Here is a 20,332-nt window from a genome sequence, read left to right on the forward strand (position 1 = left end):
AAAGCGACGATGCCATCGCCCCTTCTCCAGCCACGTCGCCGGGCGCAGCAGATGGGAGCAAACCGTTGCTTGTTGTTGGCTGAATCCTACCGCTGGTTTGTGGCCCTGGTCTTCCCGATATCCATGGTCCGTCACTGGATTTTGATCATCTTCTTGGATTTCTGCGGATTTCAGATGTTTCCGGCTTGGCTGTCATTGCGGATTGATTGGAGGTTAACCAGACGGGGACCTGCCCCGATTTGTCTCATGGGCTCTCCGGCTGGCATGCAGTGGTGATGCCAATGGTGCGGGCGCTGTAAAGGGCGCTGGCCATCCTCACTCCCAGATTGATAGCCTGCTTCTTTCTCAAGAAGAGTTCATGGGCATCATGGTTGCAGGCGCTTGCCTTGACGGCTACCGGGCGTGAAGGAGCCTCCCGCTCATGCAGTACACTGACGAAGTGGTCCATCTGTCCAAAATGCGGACATAGTGATAGCCCGGCAGATGTGGTACCAACGTCGGCGGGATTCCGAAAGGCAGTCGGGTCATAAAAACCAATATATTTGCAATTTTGCGGATTCGACTGCCATCTCGATTAGGCGAAATGCCCGGTCAGTGATAAACTTTTCTTGTTGGTTGAGGAAGCTGATTGTTTTTTGGCGGTATCTTTCAGCTGATTCGTGCATAGGAGGGAATGCTATGGCAAATGTATCGGTTACTTATGGTGATTTGGACGGCGCTGTCAACGATTTGAAGAATGGGCACGATACCCTCGTCTCCGAATTGAATGCCTTGAAGAGCAAGATTGATGCCCTTGTCGCAAGCGGATTTGTGACGGACCGTGCTTCCGGCGCTTTCCAGCAGTCTTATGAGGAATTCACAAAAGGAGCCACCCAGACCGTCGATGGTTTGAATGGCATGGAGGACTTCCTGAACAAGACCAAGCAGTCGCTGTCTGATCTGGATAGCCAGCTGGCCAGTTCTTTGCAATAGAACCTCTGTCTGCGAGGGAAATATGCGCCTTTGCGCCTGCGGGTGTGTTAGCAGGTGGGGCATAGTTGCTTAAGACGTGTATAGGTGCATTTTGGCATTCTTGTCTCTAAGACAAGACATCGCAGGCGATGGAGCTGTCTAGGCCTATCGCGGTTCCTTCTCATTAGCCATAATCAGAAGGAACCGCGATTGCCTCTCTCCAATGGCTCGTTGTTGTGTTACGAGAATCAGCCTGTCGGATGTGTATTTGCCAGACTGTGATGTTCGCGTGCATGCGTCCTCCGCAGGAATCAGAAACCTTGTTGAGGATTGAGAGGTCGGCTTGATTCCACATTGATGTCGGAATCGGGGCTGTGGCTGATCCCTGAACAATGTGGTTTCTGTCACGAAGTTAGTCAATTACTCAAAATACATGCAATAGCTGGGGAGAGATGTGGCTGCTGAGAATACGGTAATCGGCGGGAGATATCGTATCTTAACGCAGATAGGCAGGGGCGGAATGTCCACCGTCTATCTTGCATTGGATACATCATTGAACAAGCAATGGGCTGTCAAGGAGATCAGACAGGTAACCGATCCTGTGAAGCGGGACATGATCATCAAGAGCATCACTGTTGAAGCCAATATGATCAAGCGCTTGGACCATCCGGCTATTCCTCGGATCGTTGATTTGATTGATGACCATGGCACGCTGTATGTCGTCATGGACTATGTGGAGGGCCGGACGCTCGCGGATATCCTTAAAAACGAGGGACCCCAGCCTGAAGACCGTGTAGCTGATTGGGGCATCCAGCTATGCGATGCACTTAACTACCTGCACAGCCGGAAGCCCCCGGTCATATACCGCGATATGAAGCCATCGAACGTGATGGTCACCCCAAACGGAGCCATCAAACTGATAGATTTTGGCATTGCCATTGAAATGGGAGCTGATGATGACCGGTCCTCACTGATCGGGGACGACAGACAGTTGGGCACGCAAGGTTATGGTGCTCCCGAGCAATTCAGTGAGACAGGTCACGTGGATCAGCGCACCGACATTTATGCTTTGGGTGCGACACTATACAACCTGCTGACAGGCGTACACCCGCGTTCTGGATCGTTCAAACCAATCCGGGACATCGTTCCCTCTTTGTCTGCTGGCCTTGAAGAGATCATATCTGTCGCGACTCAGACAAACCCTGAGGCAAGATTCCAGAACTGTGCTCAGATGGCTTATGCATTGAGACATTACAAGGAGGTTGATGAGGTTCACCGTCAAGCGTTCACCAGGAAATGGCGTGCGTTCATCGCTGTCATAATTGCTTCAGCGGTCTGTTTTGGGCTTTCGGCATGTTCGCTGGGCATGGTGTATAAAACGCGCAATGGTGACTTCAGTTATTGGATGGACCAAGCCGCTCAGACAACGGTCAGCGCTAGAGCCGAAAACGACTTTGTCCATGCTGCCTCCATCAAACCGGACTCTGTCGACCCGTATATCGGGTTGATCAGTTTGTATACGGCAGACGGTGCATTCGATTCGCAAGAGGAGCGCACATTCAATGCTGTAATCACAGAGCACAGCAATTCTCTGCGTAAACATTCCGAGGACTGGTCGAGATTGTGTTATGAAACAGGAAAGCTGTATTGGTACTACTTCAAGGTGCCTGAAGAAGCCAAAACAGCCTCAGGCTCCGCTATGACGGATCAGGAATCAATGAGGATGGAACGCATCAGGGCGGCTTCTCCTTGGATGCACGAGGCAGCCAAGAACAAGGACTACAAGAAGGCTGAACTCGCGGATATCTATGCAGGCATGGCAGATTTCAATACGCAAATCGTTCCGCTCATCAATGAGGGATCAGATGCCGGCAAATACAAACCGTATGCAAGACGCTTGCAACAATTGCTGGATGCTTCCCGTCATGAAAGCAATGACGTTATTCGATTGGAGGCCGCCAATCTGACGCTGGACGCCTTGCAGATCTTTCCAAGGAAGTTCAGAGCGGATGGCATCGGCAAGAATCAGATGAACGCCTTGGCGGATCGGTCTATCTCCTTGGCCGACTCGGTAACCCCTACGACTGCGTTGCTTGACGAGAGAAAAAACGAGGCCAATGAATCCTCAAAACGGGTGCACGCCTCTATAGACAACGCCTTTGTGGATATCAAGGGGGATAAGCGATGAGCACCTGGACCTGGAGAATGCTGGCTCTGGTATTTCTGGCGGTTGCCCTGGTTCTGGTGGTTGCCGCGATTGTGCTCTATAGGGTCCTGCATATACGCCAGGTGCGGGATGCCCTTACTGGCCGCAGCGCGGCTACTGAAATTGAACAGATGCGCACAGCCAGGGCAGGTACATGGGCAATGGCCGGCTCACAACTGCAGACTGACGATCTGAGTTTCAACCCAGGAATTGGGAACAGCCAGGATTTCGCCTCCTCCCGCCAGCATCCGGTCGAATTCGTGGTGCATTCGGCCGATACATCATCGGAATCCGGGCAAATGGGTGCTCAATCATCAGGGGTTGATGATGACGAGCAGCAGACCTCTCTGATCGGCCATGAGCATGCCGAAACAAGCGCTCGCGATGATGAGGCCCAAACCACGCTTGCAGAAAGGTTTTGACACCATGGTGGAGTCCGTAAAAAGCACTAAGGCGATAAAGGTCTTTTGCTGCATCGTGAGTTTTTCAGTTCTGTTCTGTCTCACCTTGCTCGTATGGCAGCTATTGCTCCCCACCCGTGCTTTGGCGGCGGAGAAGAAGAGCGCCAAGGACCGCATATCCGTATCGATGACTTATCGGCAGATGAAGTCCGAAGATGACCTTACAGACGGAAAAACATGGATTGCCGCAGGGCCGCGTTCTGTTACGTTGACTATCACTCCGCGTTCGGCGGATGGTGTCGATTGGCAATCTTCAAACGATGGCTCGCTGGCAATCGAAGGCATCAGTATCTCCGGCAAGGGACCATGTCCGGTCCTGCAAAGCGACGATCCGGGACAACAGCCTTCCCGGACCTATACGCTTAGTTACACCGATGGCGGAGGCAACTCCCATGATGGCCAGGAATATTCGTTGGACAAGTGTCGGCTGAAATTCAGCTATACATTAACTTCGGACAAGGAGGGCGAGAATGCCGAAAGCCTCAGCGGAGACTTTTCAGAAACGCTCAGTTCTATAGATATGGCTGCGGTCGATAGCGAAGGCAAGAATATCGATTTTGCTCAACACCCCGATTCCATAATTGTGGATTCAACATCTGACAGAAGCCTCAGACTATGGGTATCCGGGGTTCCGAAGGCCGACCCGCTTTCTGGCTATTTCCGAAAAGTTGACGCAGTATCTCTTTCGTCACGCGACCCGTGGTTGGACCGTGTAGTCAACATTGCCTTCAACAACCACAAGAGGGCCAATCCCAGTGCTGATTTTGCTCCCATGACCATAAGTCGGATTCCTCAGCATGACCAGGCTGATGACCCCAATCATCTGCCTCCTGCCAGCTTTCCTTGCGGGCGCCACGACTCATACTCGCAAAGAGATGCTCGAATCAACAAGGGCCATGGAGATCACTCAGGGGTCTGGAAGGTGCTCAATCAATCATGTAAAGCCGAGGTGAACAGGCCGCCATACAATTCCAATGCCCGTTATGAGGCCCGTCCCCAAGAGGAGCTCGCCCGTTATCTGCATCCAGCGGATGCCGGGCAGGATCACAACTACCTTTCATTCATTTATGACACTGAAAAGCCTATGCTGACCTCAGCCAGCTATTTGTCCCACGGTCTCGAATCACACCCTGGAGATGTTGATTTCCCCGTTTCCGACGGAGTCATGGCCTTCAAGGATCGCGTCATCAGGCTGAGGGCCAAGGATATTCTTCCATCCAGACCAATCGTCAATTCGAATGGCGAACAACACTACCCGCAGCGAATCAGGAATGACGGTCCCAGCGACCCCTTCGCCTCCGGCTTGGCAAGGCTCATGTTGAAAGGGAACCGTTATGACGGTGTCGATAGTAAAGGCAATCCCCGGACTCCGGTTCCGTTGAAACAGTGCTCCGCTGACACCGGCGTTCGGAACGATGACGACTGTGATTACTCTGTCTCCGCAGGTTCTGATGAACAGGGCGAATACTATGACGTGGATTTCCGATCCTCCGGATATTACGATTTCAGCGCCATAGAGGCCACAGTCGTTGATAAAGCCGGCAATGAAGATGACCTCTTCCCCCTCAAGAGTGGACAGACGGATCGCTCCAAGTCTCCTGACACGAATGCAATGATTGGCAAACTTCTGATTGATGTCAGCTATGAAACAATCGGGGAGCCCAGGATTGCGGTTGCGAGTCGTTCCTCCGACGCTCCCAGGAAGCCAGGTGCTGTGCCTCCTGCCCCCTCCGGCAGTGGACTGGACAGGTATTATTTCAATTCAGATGTCCGCTTGGCAGTGCAGACCAAAGACCAGTATTTGGCCTACTACCTCCATACGCTGGCCAATGATCCCCGCAGAAATGTCGGCGTATTGAAATATTGGCGCGATGATTTGCCGAATGGGTCCAACGAGGCCAAGACGGCCTGCAAGGTGGAGGAATCCAACATAACCGAGGATCGCGACGAAAACTGGACGTGGAGTCTGGCCTGTGACGACAGTGTCGAGCAGATCAATGGAGCCAGCGGGTCCTATCCGACCAACGGTAAATACACCTTTGTGCTCAATGCGGATATTATGCCTGCTTGGTTCACTTCCTCAAGGACTCAGTTTGGTATAGATACCAGCGCTCCTGTGGCAGACGGATTTGAGGGTCCGCGTGGTGACGGATTGAAGATAATCCGTAGATTCCCTATCAAGGGTTCCCATAAGACTATTGTGACCAGTCCCGGACAAAATCATATCCGGTTCAGGGTTCAGGATCTTCTGCCAAAGGAGCAGGTGGGTGCCGATGAAGTCCCGGGAGCCTCGCAGGAGGGAGCATCAGGTATTGCCGGGAATTGCGCTGCGGGCACCTGCCATGGCACGGTCCAGATTTCCATGCCTGCTCCAACCGATTTGCAGGGCAATGCCATAGGCGATTCTGCTGCAAGGAACATGACTATACCGGTGGATGAATCCGGCTGGTTCAAGATCGATCTGAAAGACGAAGGTTTATACGATCTGTCGAAAATCGTGCTGACTGTTGCTGATTGGGCAGAGCATCCGGTCAATGGCGGTGATGGTGACCGGGCGCGGAATGTGCTGAAAGTCAGCCTCGACGAGTTGGTCAACAAGTACCCTGATGCCGGAGGCTTCAATGAAGCCTACGATGCCCTGGTGATCGACAACCCTCAGAATCAGAGGACGGCTGAGATAATACTTAGACAGGCCGAGTCCAATCCCGCTTCCACGAATCCTGCATACTACTTCAGAGGCGAAGCGCTTGTCGACTTCAAGGTGAAAGACAGGTGGTTCCCGCTGTATCAGGCTGTCGGCGACGAGAGCAATAAGAATTTCTTCCATGGCTCCGTCAGTCCGGCCGCTCCGACACCATTCCACGCAGTGTCGTTCGAACCAGACGCCTGGGTTCCTGACTCCGCGAGTCCGGACACCTGGGTGTTCCGAGGATATCGGGTTCCCCGTTCTTCCGCCAACCAGAACAGTCCCCATGAGGGGGTGTATGAGTTGACGCTATCCTATGCTGGCCTCCAGTGCGACAGCAGCCGGTTCGCTGCAGCACAGCGTAAATTCGTCATTGACTATACGGGTCCCCAGCTGGGCAGTCTTCACTTATCGGCGACCACCCCCCATCAATGGCAATGGATATTCCCTACATCGCCTCTGCATGTGTCCTTGGACGGTGTTAAAGACCAGGTTTCCGGTGTGGATGAGAAGAGCGTGTCGTTTACGGATTACCAGGGGGATGAGGCGACTCCTATGCTTGGGTATGACCCTTGGCTGGCCCCTAAGGATGCGCAGACCCCTGAATCCACCTTGCGATTCGAATCTGATGAGGTCATTGCTTTCGATATGAACGCCGACAGCCAGCGTCTCAGGTTTGATACCACATCGATGGCCGTCAAGGATTTAGCCGGCAATCCCTCATCGACTCATGCGCTGAATTCATATGGTGGCGATCGAAGCGACATAGTCAACGATACCCAGGGATATACGGGGGCTGCCCTCGATCTTGCCGGTCCGAAGATCACTGTGACCTATGACAACAATGATGTCAGAAACGGCAAGTATTACAAGGCCAATAGGGTGGCCACCGTTGTTGTTGACGAGTCGAACTTTGATTTCATAAGTGCGAAGGACGGCGGGCGCATCATCGTTGAATCAAATGTTGATGGTCGCAGGACCCGACTTGCCGCCAAGGATTTTTCAAACCCAAGCGGCGATCAGCACACTTATCTGGCAAAGCTGGCCTGTGAGAGTGATGGAGATTGGACCGTCGATGCCTCGTTGACCGACCCAGGCGAACACCAAGCGGTTGCATTCCATGATGAATTCGTCATCGATACAACCAGGCCGGTGCTCTCACTGAAATTCGACAACAATGACTCTAAAAATGGCATGTACTATAAGGCTCCCCGAGTGGCCACCATCGAATTGGTGGAGCGTAATTTCAGCAGGGGGGAATCGACGGTAACGACATCGGCCAAGGATGACGCCGGCCATGAGGTTCCGGCTTCTTCAGGTGATGGCTGGTCGTATGCAGGAGATCCCAAGGAGTACACCCTGGTCCAGCAGGTATCGTTCAAGGGTGAGTATCATTACACGCTCGAGGCCAATGCCACTGATCTGGCGGGAAACACTGCGGAGGCGGTGAAGGAGCCGGAATTCGTCATCGATATGACCAAGCCCGATCTTCATATCGAAAAAGTGGAGGACAAGACAGCCTATGCGGGCACGGTAGCGCCACGAATACAGGTCGCTGACACGAATATGGATCAGAGCCGAACGACCTATGCGCTTGTCGGGGACAGGCGGGGCAAGGTCAAATCCGCGGACTTGGACCCGAACGAGCATGAGGAAGATAACACCCGAACGGTCGATATCCCTGATTTCAAGCGCAAGGTAGCAAACGACGATGTGTACACGCTGACTGCAACAAGCGAAGACATGGCCGGTAATTCCACATCTGTGAGCAAGACCTTCTCGGTTAATAGGTTCGGCTCGACCTACCTGTTTTCAGCGGGAACGTCCTCGGTCAGAGGTGCGTATTTGAAGAAGGCGGTGCCTATCGAAGTCACCGAGCTGAATGTCAGCGGCATCGATCTGGGTAAGTCAGCCATCAGGTTGGCCAAGGACGGAAGCATCCATGCTGTTCCCGGATCCGATTATCGGATTGTCGACGATAGCGACAGTGGATGGAGCAAACGAACCTATGAAATTCCTGCCAGGTTATTTAAGGGCGACGGCTATTACCGCCTGATGTTCACATCCACTGATCGAGCAGGGAATCTGTCAGAGAATACCATGCAGCACAAGGATGCGAAGCGCAAGGGGGATGCCTCGGTGAACTTCGCAGTGGATTCGCAAGCTCCAACAGTCTCAGCTCTGGGCATTGCTTCCAACAGAGTGTACTACGGGCAACGGCATGGTGTGGGCATAGATGCCAAGGATAACATGAAAGTCCGCTCCGCCCGGATTGATGTGGATGGCAGGACACAGGGACGGTGGTCTGGCGATGAGCTCCTCAGAGGCGCGCAGTCCATTGATCTGCCGGCGGATGCTCATAGGCACACGGTGACAGTCAGGACCGAAGATGCGGCGGGCAACATATCCTTGATTACCTATCAGGATGTGGTAGTCGCTTCAGACTGGTGGCAATACATACGTGAGAACGGATTGCTTTTTGTGCTGGTCATCTGCCTCGGAATTCTCATGACGCTGGCGGTCATCATCCTTGCGGCTCTGATCGTCAGGCACCACGCGGCAATGGCCTATAGGCGCAATCCATTTGGCAGGCAGGAGCAGTGAGCCATGAAAGGCCTTGTCAATATTCATGATGCCCGGTCGCAGGCTCGGTTTACGGCCTACTTTGATGTGCCGGGAGACTCGTCGTTGGCTGACCTGCTTCCCTCACTGGCCGGATTCACAGAGGGAGCAACAGGCAGGAAGGTTGATGTCGGTATCGACGGGCGCCGGGTGGACCCGCGTCTGAGCATTGACCAGGTAGGTCTGCATGAAGGATCATGGATTTCCTTGCTGTGCGAGGGAGCGACGATTGTCGACCCGCGGGTTCGTCCGGCTGATGACCCAGCAGCAGTTCAGCTGCGCTTTCTCAGTGGATTCAATGCAGGTGCCATATATGACGTACTTCCAGGTATCTTGAGGATAAGTTCCCTGATGGATCCTGAAAAAGTGTCGATCAGCGCTGATTTTCTTCTTGACGTTCATCCGGATGGCCGTCTGATGGTGGTACCAAACATACGCGAGGGCGCCGTGGTGAAAGTCGGCTTCCTGCGCAGGCCCAAGCGGCAATTGCATTCCGATGTCTGGCTGGACGGGCATGAGCTGATAGAGCCGACCGAGCTGCACTATGGACAGGAGCTTGTGCTTCCCGAATGCATCATCAGCGTGACCAAGGGGCATCCGGATTCCGTGCCGGTCGACAAGGAAGACAGCCCGGGGCACTGGCTGTATACCCGGCCGCCGAAGATTAGGAATGAAGTACGAAACAGACGATATACGCTCCCCGGCTCCCCGACCCGTCCTGACAAGGCCCCTATACCGATCCTGTCGACCCTGTTGCCATTTGCCATGTCCGTGGGCATGGCGGTCATTCTGAAGAATTATTCTTATCTGGCTTTTGGCATCATGTCACCGGTGATGATGATAGCTTCGTATTTCTCCGGCAATAACGGCATGAGGAAGAAATACAAGGCGCAGGTCAAACGTTACGAGCAGAGCCGGGACCGCATCAAGGAGCAGGCCAAGCATGCGCTTGAAGAGGAAGTCAGTGATGTTCGGGCCGAATACCCTGATCCTACAGCCTTGCTTGATCTTTGCACCAGTCATAGTGCACAGCTATGGAACAGAAGGGCCACGGACGACTCATGGCTTGGATTGCGCATAGGCACGGGAGATGTCAAGTCGCATGTATCCATGGAAATGCCCGATAACCTTGAATTCGAGCGTGTCAAGACATGGCAGCTCCATCATTTCCCTGTCGTTGTGAATTTGCCGGCTGCCGGATGCCTGGGGTGCACAGGTGAGCAAGCAGTCATCTTCCCGACAGTGCAGTGGATTGTCGCTCAAATGGCAGCTCTGCACTCAGACCGGGACTTGTCGATATATCTGCTTTCGCCCAGGTCCAGAAAGCAACAGGAAGGGGGTCGGCCTGCTCCCATACCGGCGCAGATTGATTGGTCCTTCGCCCAATGGCTCCCGCAGCTGGTTCCGCAGCAAGGGCAGAATGCAGTACGCACATTGGCTACCGGCATCGAAGACATAGCGATGAGGATTTCGGAACTCATCGCCATGCTGGACGATCGTAAGGAGCTGATGCATTCCCAGTCCATGCAGAAGTGGGCTGGGCCATCGGTGGTTGTGGTGATGGAGCATGCACATGTGCTCAGATCCATGCCTGGCACCATCAGACTCCTCAAGGAAGGGCCCCTTGTCGGCATGTACATGCTGTGCGTGGAGATCGATGAGAGGCTCCTGCCTGAGGAATGCCAGACCGTGGTGACAGGGGAGGCTGGCCAGCTGAAGGTCCGCAGCAATGTCTCTGATGATGTCAATGACATCATGCCCGACCTGGTCACACAGCAATGGCTTGATGCCCTTTCGCTGTCCCTCGCGCCTTTGGAGGACGGCAGCCCTGACGAGAGCCAGTCCGCCATTCCCTCGCAGAGCAGACTCCTGGACCTGTTGAAGCTGACGCCGACTCCTGAAGAGATCGAAGCCCGATGGGCCCTGCAACCCCGCTCGACCTTCTGCACAATCGGTGAATCGGTCGACGGCCCCTTCGGCCTTGACATCGCCAAGGACGGGCCCCATGGGTTGATAGCCGGTACAACCGGCTCGGGCAAGTCGGAGCTGCTCCAGTCCCTGGTGGCTTCGTTGGCCGTGGCGAATAGGCCGGAATCGCTGAACTTCGTGCTTGTCGATTACAAGGGAGGTGCGGCGTTCAAGGACTGCGTCAAGCTCCCCCATACGGTCGGAATGGTCACGGATCTGGACAACCATTTGGTGACCAGGGCTCTGGTCTCGCTTGGCGCGGAACTGAACTACCGCGAACATCTTCTGGCCCTTGCCGGTGCCAAGGACCTTGACGATTACATGGACTTCCGGGAGCTCCGCCCTGATCTGACGGAGATTCCCCGTCTGCTGATTATTATCGACGAGTTCGCCTCCCTGGCCAGGGAGCTTCCCGACTTTGTCACCGGCCTGGTGAACATTGCGCAAAGGGGCAGGTCATTGGGCATCCACCTTCTCCTGGCGACTCAGCGTCCCGGAGGTGTGGTCTCGCCGGAAATCAGGGCGAACACCAACCTTCGTATAGCCCTGCGCATGACGGACGACAGCGAAAGCCAGGATGTGATCGATGCCAAGGATGCATCGCTGATCAGCAAGTCCACTCCGGGTAGGGCCGTGGTGAGGCTCGGGTCGAATTCCTTGGTGCCCTTCCAATCCGCCAGGGTTGGAGGCAGGTATATTGACCCGAACGACAAGACTGGGACAAAGACAGAGAAGCCCTTTGTCCGCGTGCTTTCCTTTCCCCAGATCGGCCAGCCGGCTCCTGCGCGTCCCAAGTCGAAAGAGAACAAGGGGGATGTAAGCGTAACCGACCTTATGAAGTTGGTCGAGAGTATCTGCGAGGTGGCCAAGGATGAGGGCATTCCCCAGCAACGGCAGCCGTGGCTGCCTGCCTTGACCGATGAGATTGGTCTGGGTGATCTGCCCGACAGCGAAGAGGGTGCTGCACAGGCGGGCCTTCGAGTTCCTTTTGCCATCGGGGATTACCCCAAACTGCAGAAGCAAAGCACGGTTTTCCTTGATATGGCGACCTTCGGTAACCTCTTCATCATCGGCACGTCGCGCAGCGGCAAGACCACGGCCCTTCGGACCATAGCTTTCTCTGCCTGCAAAAAATATGCACCCACGAAGGTCCAGGTCTACTGCATCGATGGCGGCAGTGGCGGCCTCGCTCCTCTCACAGCCTTGCCCAATGTGGGCGTTGTGGCCCTGCGCAGCGAAACGCAGAAGATCGAACGGCTCCTGAACAAGATCGAAAGGGTGCTCAAGGCCAGGTCAGCCACGCTCTCCAAGGGCGGATACAGCAATATTGACGAGTTCAATCGGGGGCTTGACCAGGATCATGAGGCAGAGGCCCTGCCGCATATGCTGGTCATGTTGGATTCATGGGACGGGTACAACTCCACCTTCGAATCCTATGACAACGGTTCCCTGATCACCCGCATGCAGAACCTGATGCGGGAAGGGCCGTCGGTCGGTGTGCATTTCATCCTGTCCGGCGATCGCTCCCTCCTGTCCGGACGGATGACCCTGCTGGCAGACAGCAAGATCATGCTGCGGCTGGTCGACAAGACCGACTATTCGGAAATCGGAATCCCCGCCAAGGAAGTACCCGACAAGATGGCGGATGGGCGAGGTTACCAATCCGTTGACGATGCTGAGATTCAGATTGCGCAGATTCGCAGGGGGGAGGTGGGCCAACAGGAATCCGAGGCCATCCGCACCGCCGGTGTCGCACTGGCTACCGGCAGGGATGCCGGCCTCTCGCGGTCCCGTCTGCCTTTCAACGTCGAACAGCTGCCCGATGAGATATCCTTCGATCAGGTATACGCCTTGGTCAAGGAATCCGGGTCCCTGGACAATGGTTTGTTGCCTTTGGGCATCGGCGGCGAGGACAACGATCTTATTGCCTATGATCCGGTAGCAACGCCGATTCTTCCGGTCTTCGGCGGCATGCAGAGCGGCAAGACGACATTGCTGATTTGGTTGGCCAACATGGCGTTGTCCGCTGGGTATCATCTGGTCATCGCGGCCCCTAAGGACAATGCCCTGAGGCGTTTCGATGGGGTGCCCGGAGTCGTGCGCTTGTTCACGACCCCTGCGGACCTGACACAGGAGAATCTTGAACCATACGCGCGCAATGGCGATGAGAAGGCTCTGGAAAGCAGCACCGAAACGGGGTTCAAAGGCAATCTTCTGGTGTTTGATGACTGTCAGCTGCTCAAGGAGATTCCCGCCAGTGAGTGGATGCAGAACCTGGTCGGATCATTATCGAAGAGTGACGCCTCATGCATCTTTGCTGGAGACATCATCGACTTCCCCCAGGGCTTCGGGAATTGGGGGTCTTCCATGAAAAAGATCAAGCAGGGCGTGCTGATCAGGCCAGAAGAGATGCTGAACGCCGATTTGATTGGAGCCAGATTAAAGCGTTCGCAGTTCAGCTCTGACATGCCTCAAGGCAGGGGTTTCGCACGATTCGGAACAACAACGGTGTCTGTGCAGTTTCCCGAGCCTGGAAGTGAACTGACTTTCCCCTTCCAGCCTCATATGAAGGGCGATGATATACCGTGAGCCACAGGAAAAAGAAAACAGGGCTGGCTAAAACCGCACAGCCTGCCAGAATTATACCGGAGATTCCTAATCTGCCGCCCATTATGCAGCAAGAAGCTGTTGACAAGTGGGATTTACATGATGGGTCCCTAACGCCAAGGCAGGTTCATGAAAGTCCTGCAGGTGGAGATGGCTCATCATATGACCTGGTGTTTTCGGACGGCCGCCGTGTGCCCTGTGCCCAGCGCTGCGTGGTTGGCAGAATGCCGAAACAACCTGGTGAAAACTATGACGCTTACTTAGTGGTGGATGATCCATCTCAGCAGACATCAAGAAGGCATTTCGAGTTTGGAGTGACTTCCATAGGTCAGGTATGGGTCATGGATTTGGGATCGGCCAACGGGACCTTCGTTCTGTCGAACGGCACCTATGCTCAACTGCCTGAGAAGAAGCGAACTGTTCTGGCTGACAATGATGTGATTAGGTTCGGAGGGCTGAGCGCCAAGGTGGAGAGGAGAGCTGACCGTGGCTGACAGGGTTGTTGTTTCCTATGATGAATTGGACAAAGCCAAACAGGGTCTGGAACAAGTCAAACAGATTCTTGACGATTTTGCAGGTGTGAGGGGGGACGAAAATGCCTTGGGCAGTGAGCTGGTCATTGACGCGTATGACTCATATGTGCGCCGCCTCAAAGGTGCCAGTGGCAAGTACTCCAAGAAAGCCGGAGACTTCGCTTCGATGCTTCAAAACGTTATAGATCAATTTAAGGAGCTTGATTCTCAATTGGGGCAGAAGGCAGCAAATTGAGCGGTCGGACGTGCGCGCTCAAAGATAGGTCGGAGGGAAGCAGCTATGGAAGAGGCTAAGATACAGTTCAGCATGGACATACCAGCCGATTGGAAGGTCATGGATTTCTCTCGCAAGGGAAGGCAGGATTACGCCAAGGAGCAGTCCATGAAAATCATTGAGCAGGTTCCTGCCTTGCATATTTACCGCAAGAAGCTTGAAGACGTCCTCTTCAAGGAGCTGACATCATCCTGGGCTATGGGTGTTCGATACGGAGCCTCCTTGGCGGCGCCCACCACGGATGGTCTGCTGAGCGCCTCTATTACGGTGTCTGTTCTGCCTCCGCCTCCCAACCAAGAGAACGTTTCCGTTTTTGATGCCATTGCCGCCACGGTCCATCAGAATGACGATGAGTCGTCGGGAGATAGCGAATCCGACATTTCCCAGGTCTCAATTCCGGAGGCGGGTATGGCCTTGCGGGTGCTGGGGCATCGTGTTTTGCGTCCTCAGGAAGCTGCCCAGGGGGTCAAATACTCGATTTTCCAAACGTATGTGCCTTTTGGCGGTCGTATTGTGCTGGTGATGGGGCAGACTTTTTGCACGGATGTGGAAACCCAGCTTTTTGAGTTGTTTGATCTGGTTACTGGTACGTTGTCGTTGAAGATTGATGGTGGTGGTCAGCGATGAGTTTGAATGTCGACTGGAGCGTAATCGGGTATACGGCTGATCCTGTGCCGGGCGATCCTGATGGTGTTGGGGCTTGCGCTGCGAGGTTGAAAGGCAAACAAGAGTCGGTCGACTCGTTGGTTACTGTCTTGAACAGGATTGTGCCCGGCAGGGGCGGGTCGGTGTTTGTCGGGGATGCTGCGGACCAGTATGCGAGGAAGCTGTCTCATTTTCCTGAAGATATGAAGAACCTGTCCCGGGGGTTGGAGGGTGCATGCTCCACTCTCAATTCCTGGAAGTCAAGCATGGAGTATTACCAGGGGGAGGCTCACAATGCGTATGAAGAGGCCAGGCGGGCGGTTGAGGATTGGAAAGCGGCTGAGTATGGGCTTGATGACGCTTCTGCCGCTGCACGCAGCGCGCATGTCGCTGAACATCTGATGCGTGCCAGGCAGCGGATAGGCGAGGATGTTCCCAAGGCGGATGAAAATGACACCTTGGATCGTGTCCGGCGGGCTGAGCGGAGTGTGGCTGCTTTCCGCAGTCGGGTGGATTCCGCTCATGATTCGTATCAGCATGCCAAGAAACGTCTGGATTCGACGAGCGATGAGTACAGTGAAACAGCAAGGAGTACCGCGTCCTCGCTGCAGGGTTTTCTGGAGGAGATGCCTTCGGCTTCTTTGTGGGAGAGGGTATATTACAGCAGTGCCTGGAGCGTTGTTGTCAAAGCGGCCGAGATAGGCGGCACGATATTCGGCATTGCTGCTCTTGTTCTGGGCGGCGGCGGTATTATCGGTATACTTGCCTTCGCTTTCGCCGCGATTGGGTTCATCAACGACTTTATGGCTGCTATGGAGGGTGACGAGTCATGGGGGGAGCTCGCTCTTTCTTTTGCTTCTCTTGGTCTAGCAGCGATTGGTTTAAAAGGTGTGGGTCAGGGTCTTTCGAAAGGGCTTGAAGCATTCAAAAGCGGGGGGAAGGGCATGTCGGTTCTTTCAAGGCTGAGGCTTTTGGGTGACCCGACGCGGAAGGGCGGGTATCTGGTTTCGCATTTTTCGAAGATGCTGGGTAAACCGAACGGCATCCTGCCGGTTTCGAAGTGGGCGGAGGGGGCCAAATCCTTGGCGGCGGCTTCACCCAAGCGTACGGGCATGCCCCTGCTGTGGCTGAAGGGATTCGGGCGCGGAGTGTGGTCATCTGCAAAAGCTGTCGGCATAAAGGCCTATGACTCAATGCTGTATACGTATGTCAGGTTTGACAGCGAGGGGTTGAAATTCGTTTCCAGCGATGCGAGAGGAGCGGCTTTCGGGGTCGAGTGTTTTGTTTTCAATAATGGTGGGGTGAAAGGTGCGCTTGCCGCTGTGCGGAAAAGCCCTCTGTATGGGACCGTTACCGACGGAATCCGTTCCGTGGCTAAAGACGAGGTTGATGCCTTGAAGCGTCAGGTCCATAATGAGGATAAAGGCGGTGCCGGGTGGAGGACGTCGGTGTCTGAAAGCCTTGGTTATTTGAAGCCTTTCTCGCCGATGGCCGGGTCTTTGGGGTCCGTGTTGTCGAGTCTGTAGGGTGAAGGGTGAATGGTGATGATGTCTGAGTCGAGTTGTGGGGGTGTTGGTGCCGGCGGGGTGTCGGATGGCGCTGGGGATCGGGTTGATGCGTTTGTCCTGTCGTCGGTCATGTCGCGTGTGGTCGGGAGCGTCCCGCATGCGCGGCCTGGCGCCCGTGAGTTCTCCTTGGGTGGGGTCCTGTGGAAGACGGTGCTGTACGGGCTGACCTATGTGGCCGGGGTCGCCTGCGGCTGGCTCCTCCTAATCGACGACAGCCAGGATCGGGTACGCGCCTTGATAGCTTACTCTGGTTTGCTTGGTTTGTTTTCCATATTCGCTGTGGCTTTCCTGTTGGGGCGGTATGAGGATGGGAAGGGGTGTCCGGGGCCTTGGTTTGTGGTGTTGTCTTTTCCGTTCGCTCCGGGGTTCGGCGTCGTATTTGGGGCTGCCGGTCGCACCTCTGGTGGCGTGTTCCGGTGGATTCTCGTGTCGGTGTCGGTGTTGGTGGTTGTCGGGGTGTTGGTGTTTCCGGTGGTGATGCGGCTGGTGCGTAACGGGTTCTTGTCGTGGGCGGCGATGGTGGTGTTGTGTGTGGTGCCGTCCTGGATGCTGGCCAGGGTGACGGGGTCGGCTGGCGCGTCCTTGTTCTGGTGCTGTGTGGTGGGCGTTGTTGGCGCCTTGTGGTTCGTGCTGGACATGTGGGCGATCGGGAAGTGTGCGGGCACGCATCGTGATGCGGCTTTCGAGTGGCTGGCGGCCTGGGCGCTGGTGTTCGATCTGATCATGCTGATCGCCTCCCTCCTGGGAGCCTCCAAAGATGACGACGATGCCAGCCGATGATGCCGGACGGCGGGCTGCGCCATGGGTGTGCTCGGGTTGATGCCGATATCGGTTGTCCCGTCCCGGCGGACCGTCGGGACGGGTTTATGAAGAAAGGAAAGGTGAGGATTATGGCCAGTGCCCTGTTCTCGAAGAGGCCGCGTCGCGTGGATGTGATGAAGGGGTACGAGCCCATGTACGATGCTACCTTGCAGGAGTGCCTGCAACGGCCCTTCTACCTGTACGCTAGGGGGAAGGGGCGTTCCTGCCGCAAGGAGATGTGGGTTTTCTCCCTGTTCGTCTCGTTCATGGACACCTGCCTGACCCGCGTGTTCTCTTCTGGTCCCTTGGTCGTCATACCGGCGCTGTTCTCCCTGGCGATGCTGGTGCCTATGTATGCCCTGACGGTGCGGCGTCTGCATGATCTGGCCCTGTCGGGGTGGCTGGCGCTCGTCCTCTACGTGCTGATTGTGGTGGGCTTTGGTCTGGTTGTCGGTTCGATGGTGTCGGATGCCTTGGAAGGGCTGGACCCGTCCTCCCCTTCGCCCCTGGGGATCGTCATCCTCCTTCTGGCCGTGGTCATCCGGCTGGTCATCATGTGCGTCCCCTCGCGTCGTCGTCATCCAGTTGTCGATAACGGGAGCTTAGGTACGAGTCAGACTGGCACGGCGCAGTACCCAGTGGACCCGAACGGACAGTGACCCCCTGCTGTAAGAGGGAAGGACGAACCCCGACAATGCGAGATGGAAAGAGACCAACATGAACGGCACTGATACAAAACCAGAATCGACGATGGGCGGCTTGCCGACACTGAGCGAGAAATTGTCGGAAGGGCTCCCGGCCCCTCTTGCCCGCCTTGCTAAGATGCTCGGCCAGAGGGGCGTGCCCGTTTTCATTGATGCCGGCGGCGAGTCGGTTCTGGCCACCCTGCTCGAGGGTGAGGTGCTGTATACGCTGACGGCTGGTCTGGACTCCATCAGTTTCAGGAGTCTGTGGAGCCGCGGGTTCAGCTCGGCCCGGTACCGCGATGCCGCCGATGTCTGCAATGAATGGAACAGCGTTGCGGCCTGGACCAAGGCCTATGCCAGCGAACCCTCGGTGGAGGAAGACAGAGCCGTGCGGGTTTTCAGTGTCGGCCAGATTATGTGGGATGAACGAGAGGATGTCTTCGGGGCAAGGCTGGATGATTCGCTGAATACCGTGCAGGCCTTCTATGCCTGGTTGGGCGAGCAATACCCGGATCCCATACGTATCCCCAGCGGGCCCTATGGAAAGAGAGGCTGAATAGTGACACAGCGTGATGTAGGACCGGCTGCCGTCGTCGATGATGACCGGATCAAGCGGTGGATGGATCAGCAGGATTTCCATGTCGAGTATTATGAGCATGCCTGGATTGGAATGTGGGCCAATATCATGCTCACATTCGCTATGGATGGCGAGCATCAAGAGTATCTGGTGGTTCGTGGGACTGAGAAGGGCAGCCATCCGAATGGCCAGCGTGAGTTGTTTGAGGATGTCTGTAATGCCTGGAACCGGGACTATGAGGGGCCGGCTGCCTATTTGCAAAGTTCCGAGGAAGGCCTGGTCTTCCGCACGGTATTCGTGGTGAACTGCCAGGGCGGCATGGATGATGATCAGTTCGATCGCCTGATGAAGTATGCCATGGCGGGGTCGGACGGTTTCCTTGGCTTTGCCCAAGGGCAGCTGTCGAAGATAAGGATGAGCTAGGGTGAAGTGCAGGGTTAGGCGTGACCGTGCTGCCGGGGCATGTACGCTGGCGGTAAAACCCACCCGGGGTGAAATGCCTGACCTGGCGCTGGCTCAGGTTCTGCTTTCGGGAAGGTATGTGGATTACCTGCTTCCTTTCACTTATGAGGGGGATTTGCGAGAAGCCAGGTTCTACTATGATTTGACCGGAGCCACATCCCTGGACCGTGTTCTGCGGCATGGCATGGCCGCTGATCGGTATGCCGGGGTCTTGCAGGCCATAGGGGATGTGGCGCAGGTGTGCGCAGAGGAGCGCGCAGTTCTGCAGACGGTGCTCTGGCATCAAGATTATCTGTACTTTGCTGGTGATGACACGGTTCCGCGAATGATACAGGTTCCCATCATCGATGGGCCCCGCTTCGATGCCAGTCCCCTGTCCCTGCTTTTCAGACTCAGCAAGGTCGATACTGGCACTTTTGGGCATCCGGAGTGGTCTCGGTCGGTTGAGGCGTTCGTGCAAACAAGCAAGGAGTTCGATGCGGAAGCCTACCATGCCATGCTGGCATCAATCCTCCCGGCAGGCAGATTCCGGACCCTGCCGGGGGGTGATGGCGCCAGCGTCGAGTCCTCGGGCTCTGAAGCTCGGAGCCAGGTTGGTGCCGGGACGGGCCCATCCGGCGCGGATCCAACCGGGGACCATGCGGGTGAATCCCATGGCGATGAGGATGAGTACTACTCGGAAACGATTCTCAAGCTGCCGGAGGAGGGAGCTACCACGGAGGCTCCCTCTGGGGATCGGTCTCTGGAATCGGATGGCAATCCGGGAATTCGACTTTCGGATAGGGGCAATGATGGGGGCACCGTTCTGGGTATGTCCCCTCATCCAGACCGGGATATATGCGGGGCGGGTGAAACCTCCGGCGTTTCCGGCGATGAGGGGCCGGCCAGCCTCAACATGAGTAGGAGGCCCCGCTTCCGTGTCACCAGAATCCGAGATGGATACCGGGTGAATTGCAGCCAGAATACGGCCACCATAGGCAGATCCGCCCAGGCTGACATCCATATGGGCGGCAACATGAACGTCAGCAGGATACATGCCCAAATCCGCCGCCTTCCTGGTGGCGGGTTCGAGATAACAGACCGGCATTCCTCCAATGGAACCAGGGTGTCCGGCCGTCTGCTCGCCCCTGGTGAAACTGCGCCTGTCGGCCCCTCGGGCGCCTTCTCTCTTGCTGATTCCGACTTCATAATCGAGGAGCTTGACCGGGAAGGGGCGACGGGATCGTGGAGCGGTTCCCCATCCTCTGGCCTGGGAAGTGGTGTGTGATGGCTGTTGGTGTTTCCG

The 20,332-nt window shown here is 55.5% G+C and carries 14 protein-coding genes; all 14 read left to right on the plus strand.

Going from position 1 to position 20,332, the window contains the following annotated elements; genetic code table 11:
- Positions 1-678 precede the first annotated feature (678 nt).
- The 14 genes from H3S97_RS07555 to H3S97_RS07620 all read left to right on the plus strand — a co-directional run bounded on the left by H3S97_RS07555 (position 679) and on the right by H3S97_RS07620 (position 20,314).
- A complete protein-coding gene (locus H3S97_RS07555) occupies positions 679-972 on the plus strand; it encodes a WXG100 family type VII secretion target (RefSeq protein ID WP_029677804.1) in 294 nt (97 codons plus the stop codon).
- Between the two features lie 433 nt (positions 973-1,405).
- Positions 1,406-3,139, plus strand: coding sequence for a serine/threonine protein kinase (locus H3S97_RS07560; protein ID WP_198220163.1), 1,734 nt, complete (start codon positions 1,406-1,408; stop codon positions 3,137-3,139).
- Positions 3,136-3,579 (plus strand): hypothetical protein, encoded by a 444-nt coding sequence (locus tag H3S97_RS07565; protein WP_198220164.1) that lies wholly within the window; start codon positions 3,136-3,138, stop codon positions 3,577-3,579. Before H3S97_RS07560 ends, H3S97_RS07565 begins: the two co-directional genes overlap by 4 nt.
- A complete protein-coding gene (locus H3S97_RS07570) occupies positions 3,515-8,908 on the plus strand; it encodes an Ig-like domain-containing protein (RefSeq protein ID WP_198220165.1) in 5,394 nt (1,797 codons plus the stop codon). The genes H3S97_RS07565 and H3S97_RS07570 overlap by 65 nt, the downstream gene beginning before the upstream one ends.
- A gap of 435 nt (positions 8,909-9,343) precedes the next feature.
- Positions 9,344-13,483, plus strand: a complete 4,140-nt coding sequence (locus H3S97_RS07575; RefSeq protein ID WP_232356371.1) for an FtsK/SpoIIIE domain-containing protein — start codon at positions 9,344-9,346, stop codon at positions 13,481-13,483.
- A complete protein-coding gene (locus tag H3S97_RS08510) occupies positions 13,480-13,995 on the plus strand; it encodes an FHA domain-containing protein (RefSeq protein ID WP_198186837.1) in 516 nt (171 codons plus the stop codon). The genes H3S97_RS07575 and H3S97_RS08510 overlap by 4 nt, the downstream gene beginning before the upstream one ends.
- The gene (locus H3S97_RS07585; protein WP_198186838.1) at positions 13,988-14,269 is read left to right on the plus strand and encodes a hypothetical protein; all 282 of its coding nucleotides are present in this window, start codon (positions 13,988-13,990) and stop codon (positions 14,267-14,269) included. Before H3S97_RS08510 ends, H3S97_RS07585 begins: the two co-directional genes overlap by 8 nt.
- Before the next feature lie 45 nt (positions 14,270-14,314).
- Positions 14,315-14,935 (plus strand): hypothetical protein, encoded by a 621-nt coding sequence (locus tag H3S97_RS07590; RefSeq protein WP_198186839.1) that lies wholly within the window; start codon positions 14,315-14,317, stop codon positions 14,933-14,935.
- The gene (locus tag H3S97_RS07595; protein ID WP_198186840.1) at positions 14,932-16,479 is read left to right on the plus strand and encodes a WXG100 family type VII secretion target; all 1,548 of its coding nucleotides are present in this window, start codon (positions 14,932-14,934) and stop codon (positions 16,477-16,479) included. The genes H3S97_RS07590 and H3S97_RS07595 overlap by 4 nt, the downstream gene beginning before the upstream one ends.
- Before the next feature lie 12 nt (positions 16,480-16,491).
- A complete protein-coding gene (locus H3S97_RS07600) occupies positions 16,492-17,301 on the plus strand; it encodes a hypothetical protein (protein ID WP_198220167.1) in 810 nt (269 codons plus the stop codon).
- A 110-nt stretch (positions 17,302-17,411) separates the two neighbouring features.
- Entirely contained in the window at positions 17,412-17,981 is a 570-nt protein-coding gene (locus tag H3S97_RS07605) for a DUF805 domain-containing protein (protein ID WP_198186843.1), read from the plus strand.
- A gap of 181 nt (positions 17,982-18,162) precedes the next feature.
- Complete coding sequence (locus tag H3S97_RS07610; protein WP_198186844.1) at positions 18,163-18,564, plus strand: hypothetical protein; 402 nt, start codon at positions 18,163-18,165, stop codon at positions 18,562-18,564.
- Positions 18,565-18,567: 3 nt separating this feature from the next.
- Positions 18,568-19,008: a YbjN domain-containing protein gene (locus tag H3S97_RS07615; protein ID WP_198220169.1), complete on the plus strand. Its 441-nt coding sequence runs from the start codon at positions 18,568-18,570 to the stop codon at positions 19,006-19,008.
- Between the two features lie 73 nt (positions 19,009-19,081).
- Complete coding sequence (locus tag H3S97_RS07620; protein WP_198186846.1) at positions 19,082-20,314, plus strand: FHA domain-containing protein; 1,233 nt, start codon at positions 19,082-19,084, stop codon at positions 20,312-20,314.
- The last annotated feature ends 18 nt before the right edge of the window (positions 20,315-20,332 follow it).

Origin of the sequence: Bifidobacterium choladohabitans, assembly GCF_016102005.1 — a bacterium.
In the GTDB taxonomy this organism is placed as follows: Bacteria; Actinomycetota; Actinomycetes; order Actinomycetales; family Bifidobacteriaceae; genus Bombiscardovia; species Bombiscardovia choladohabitans.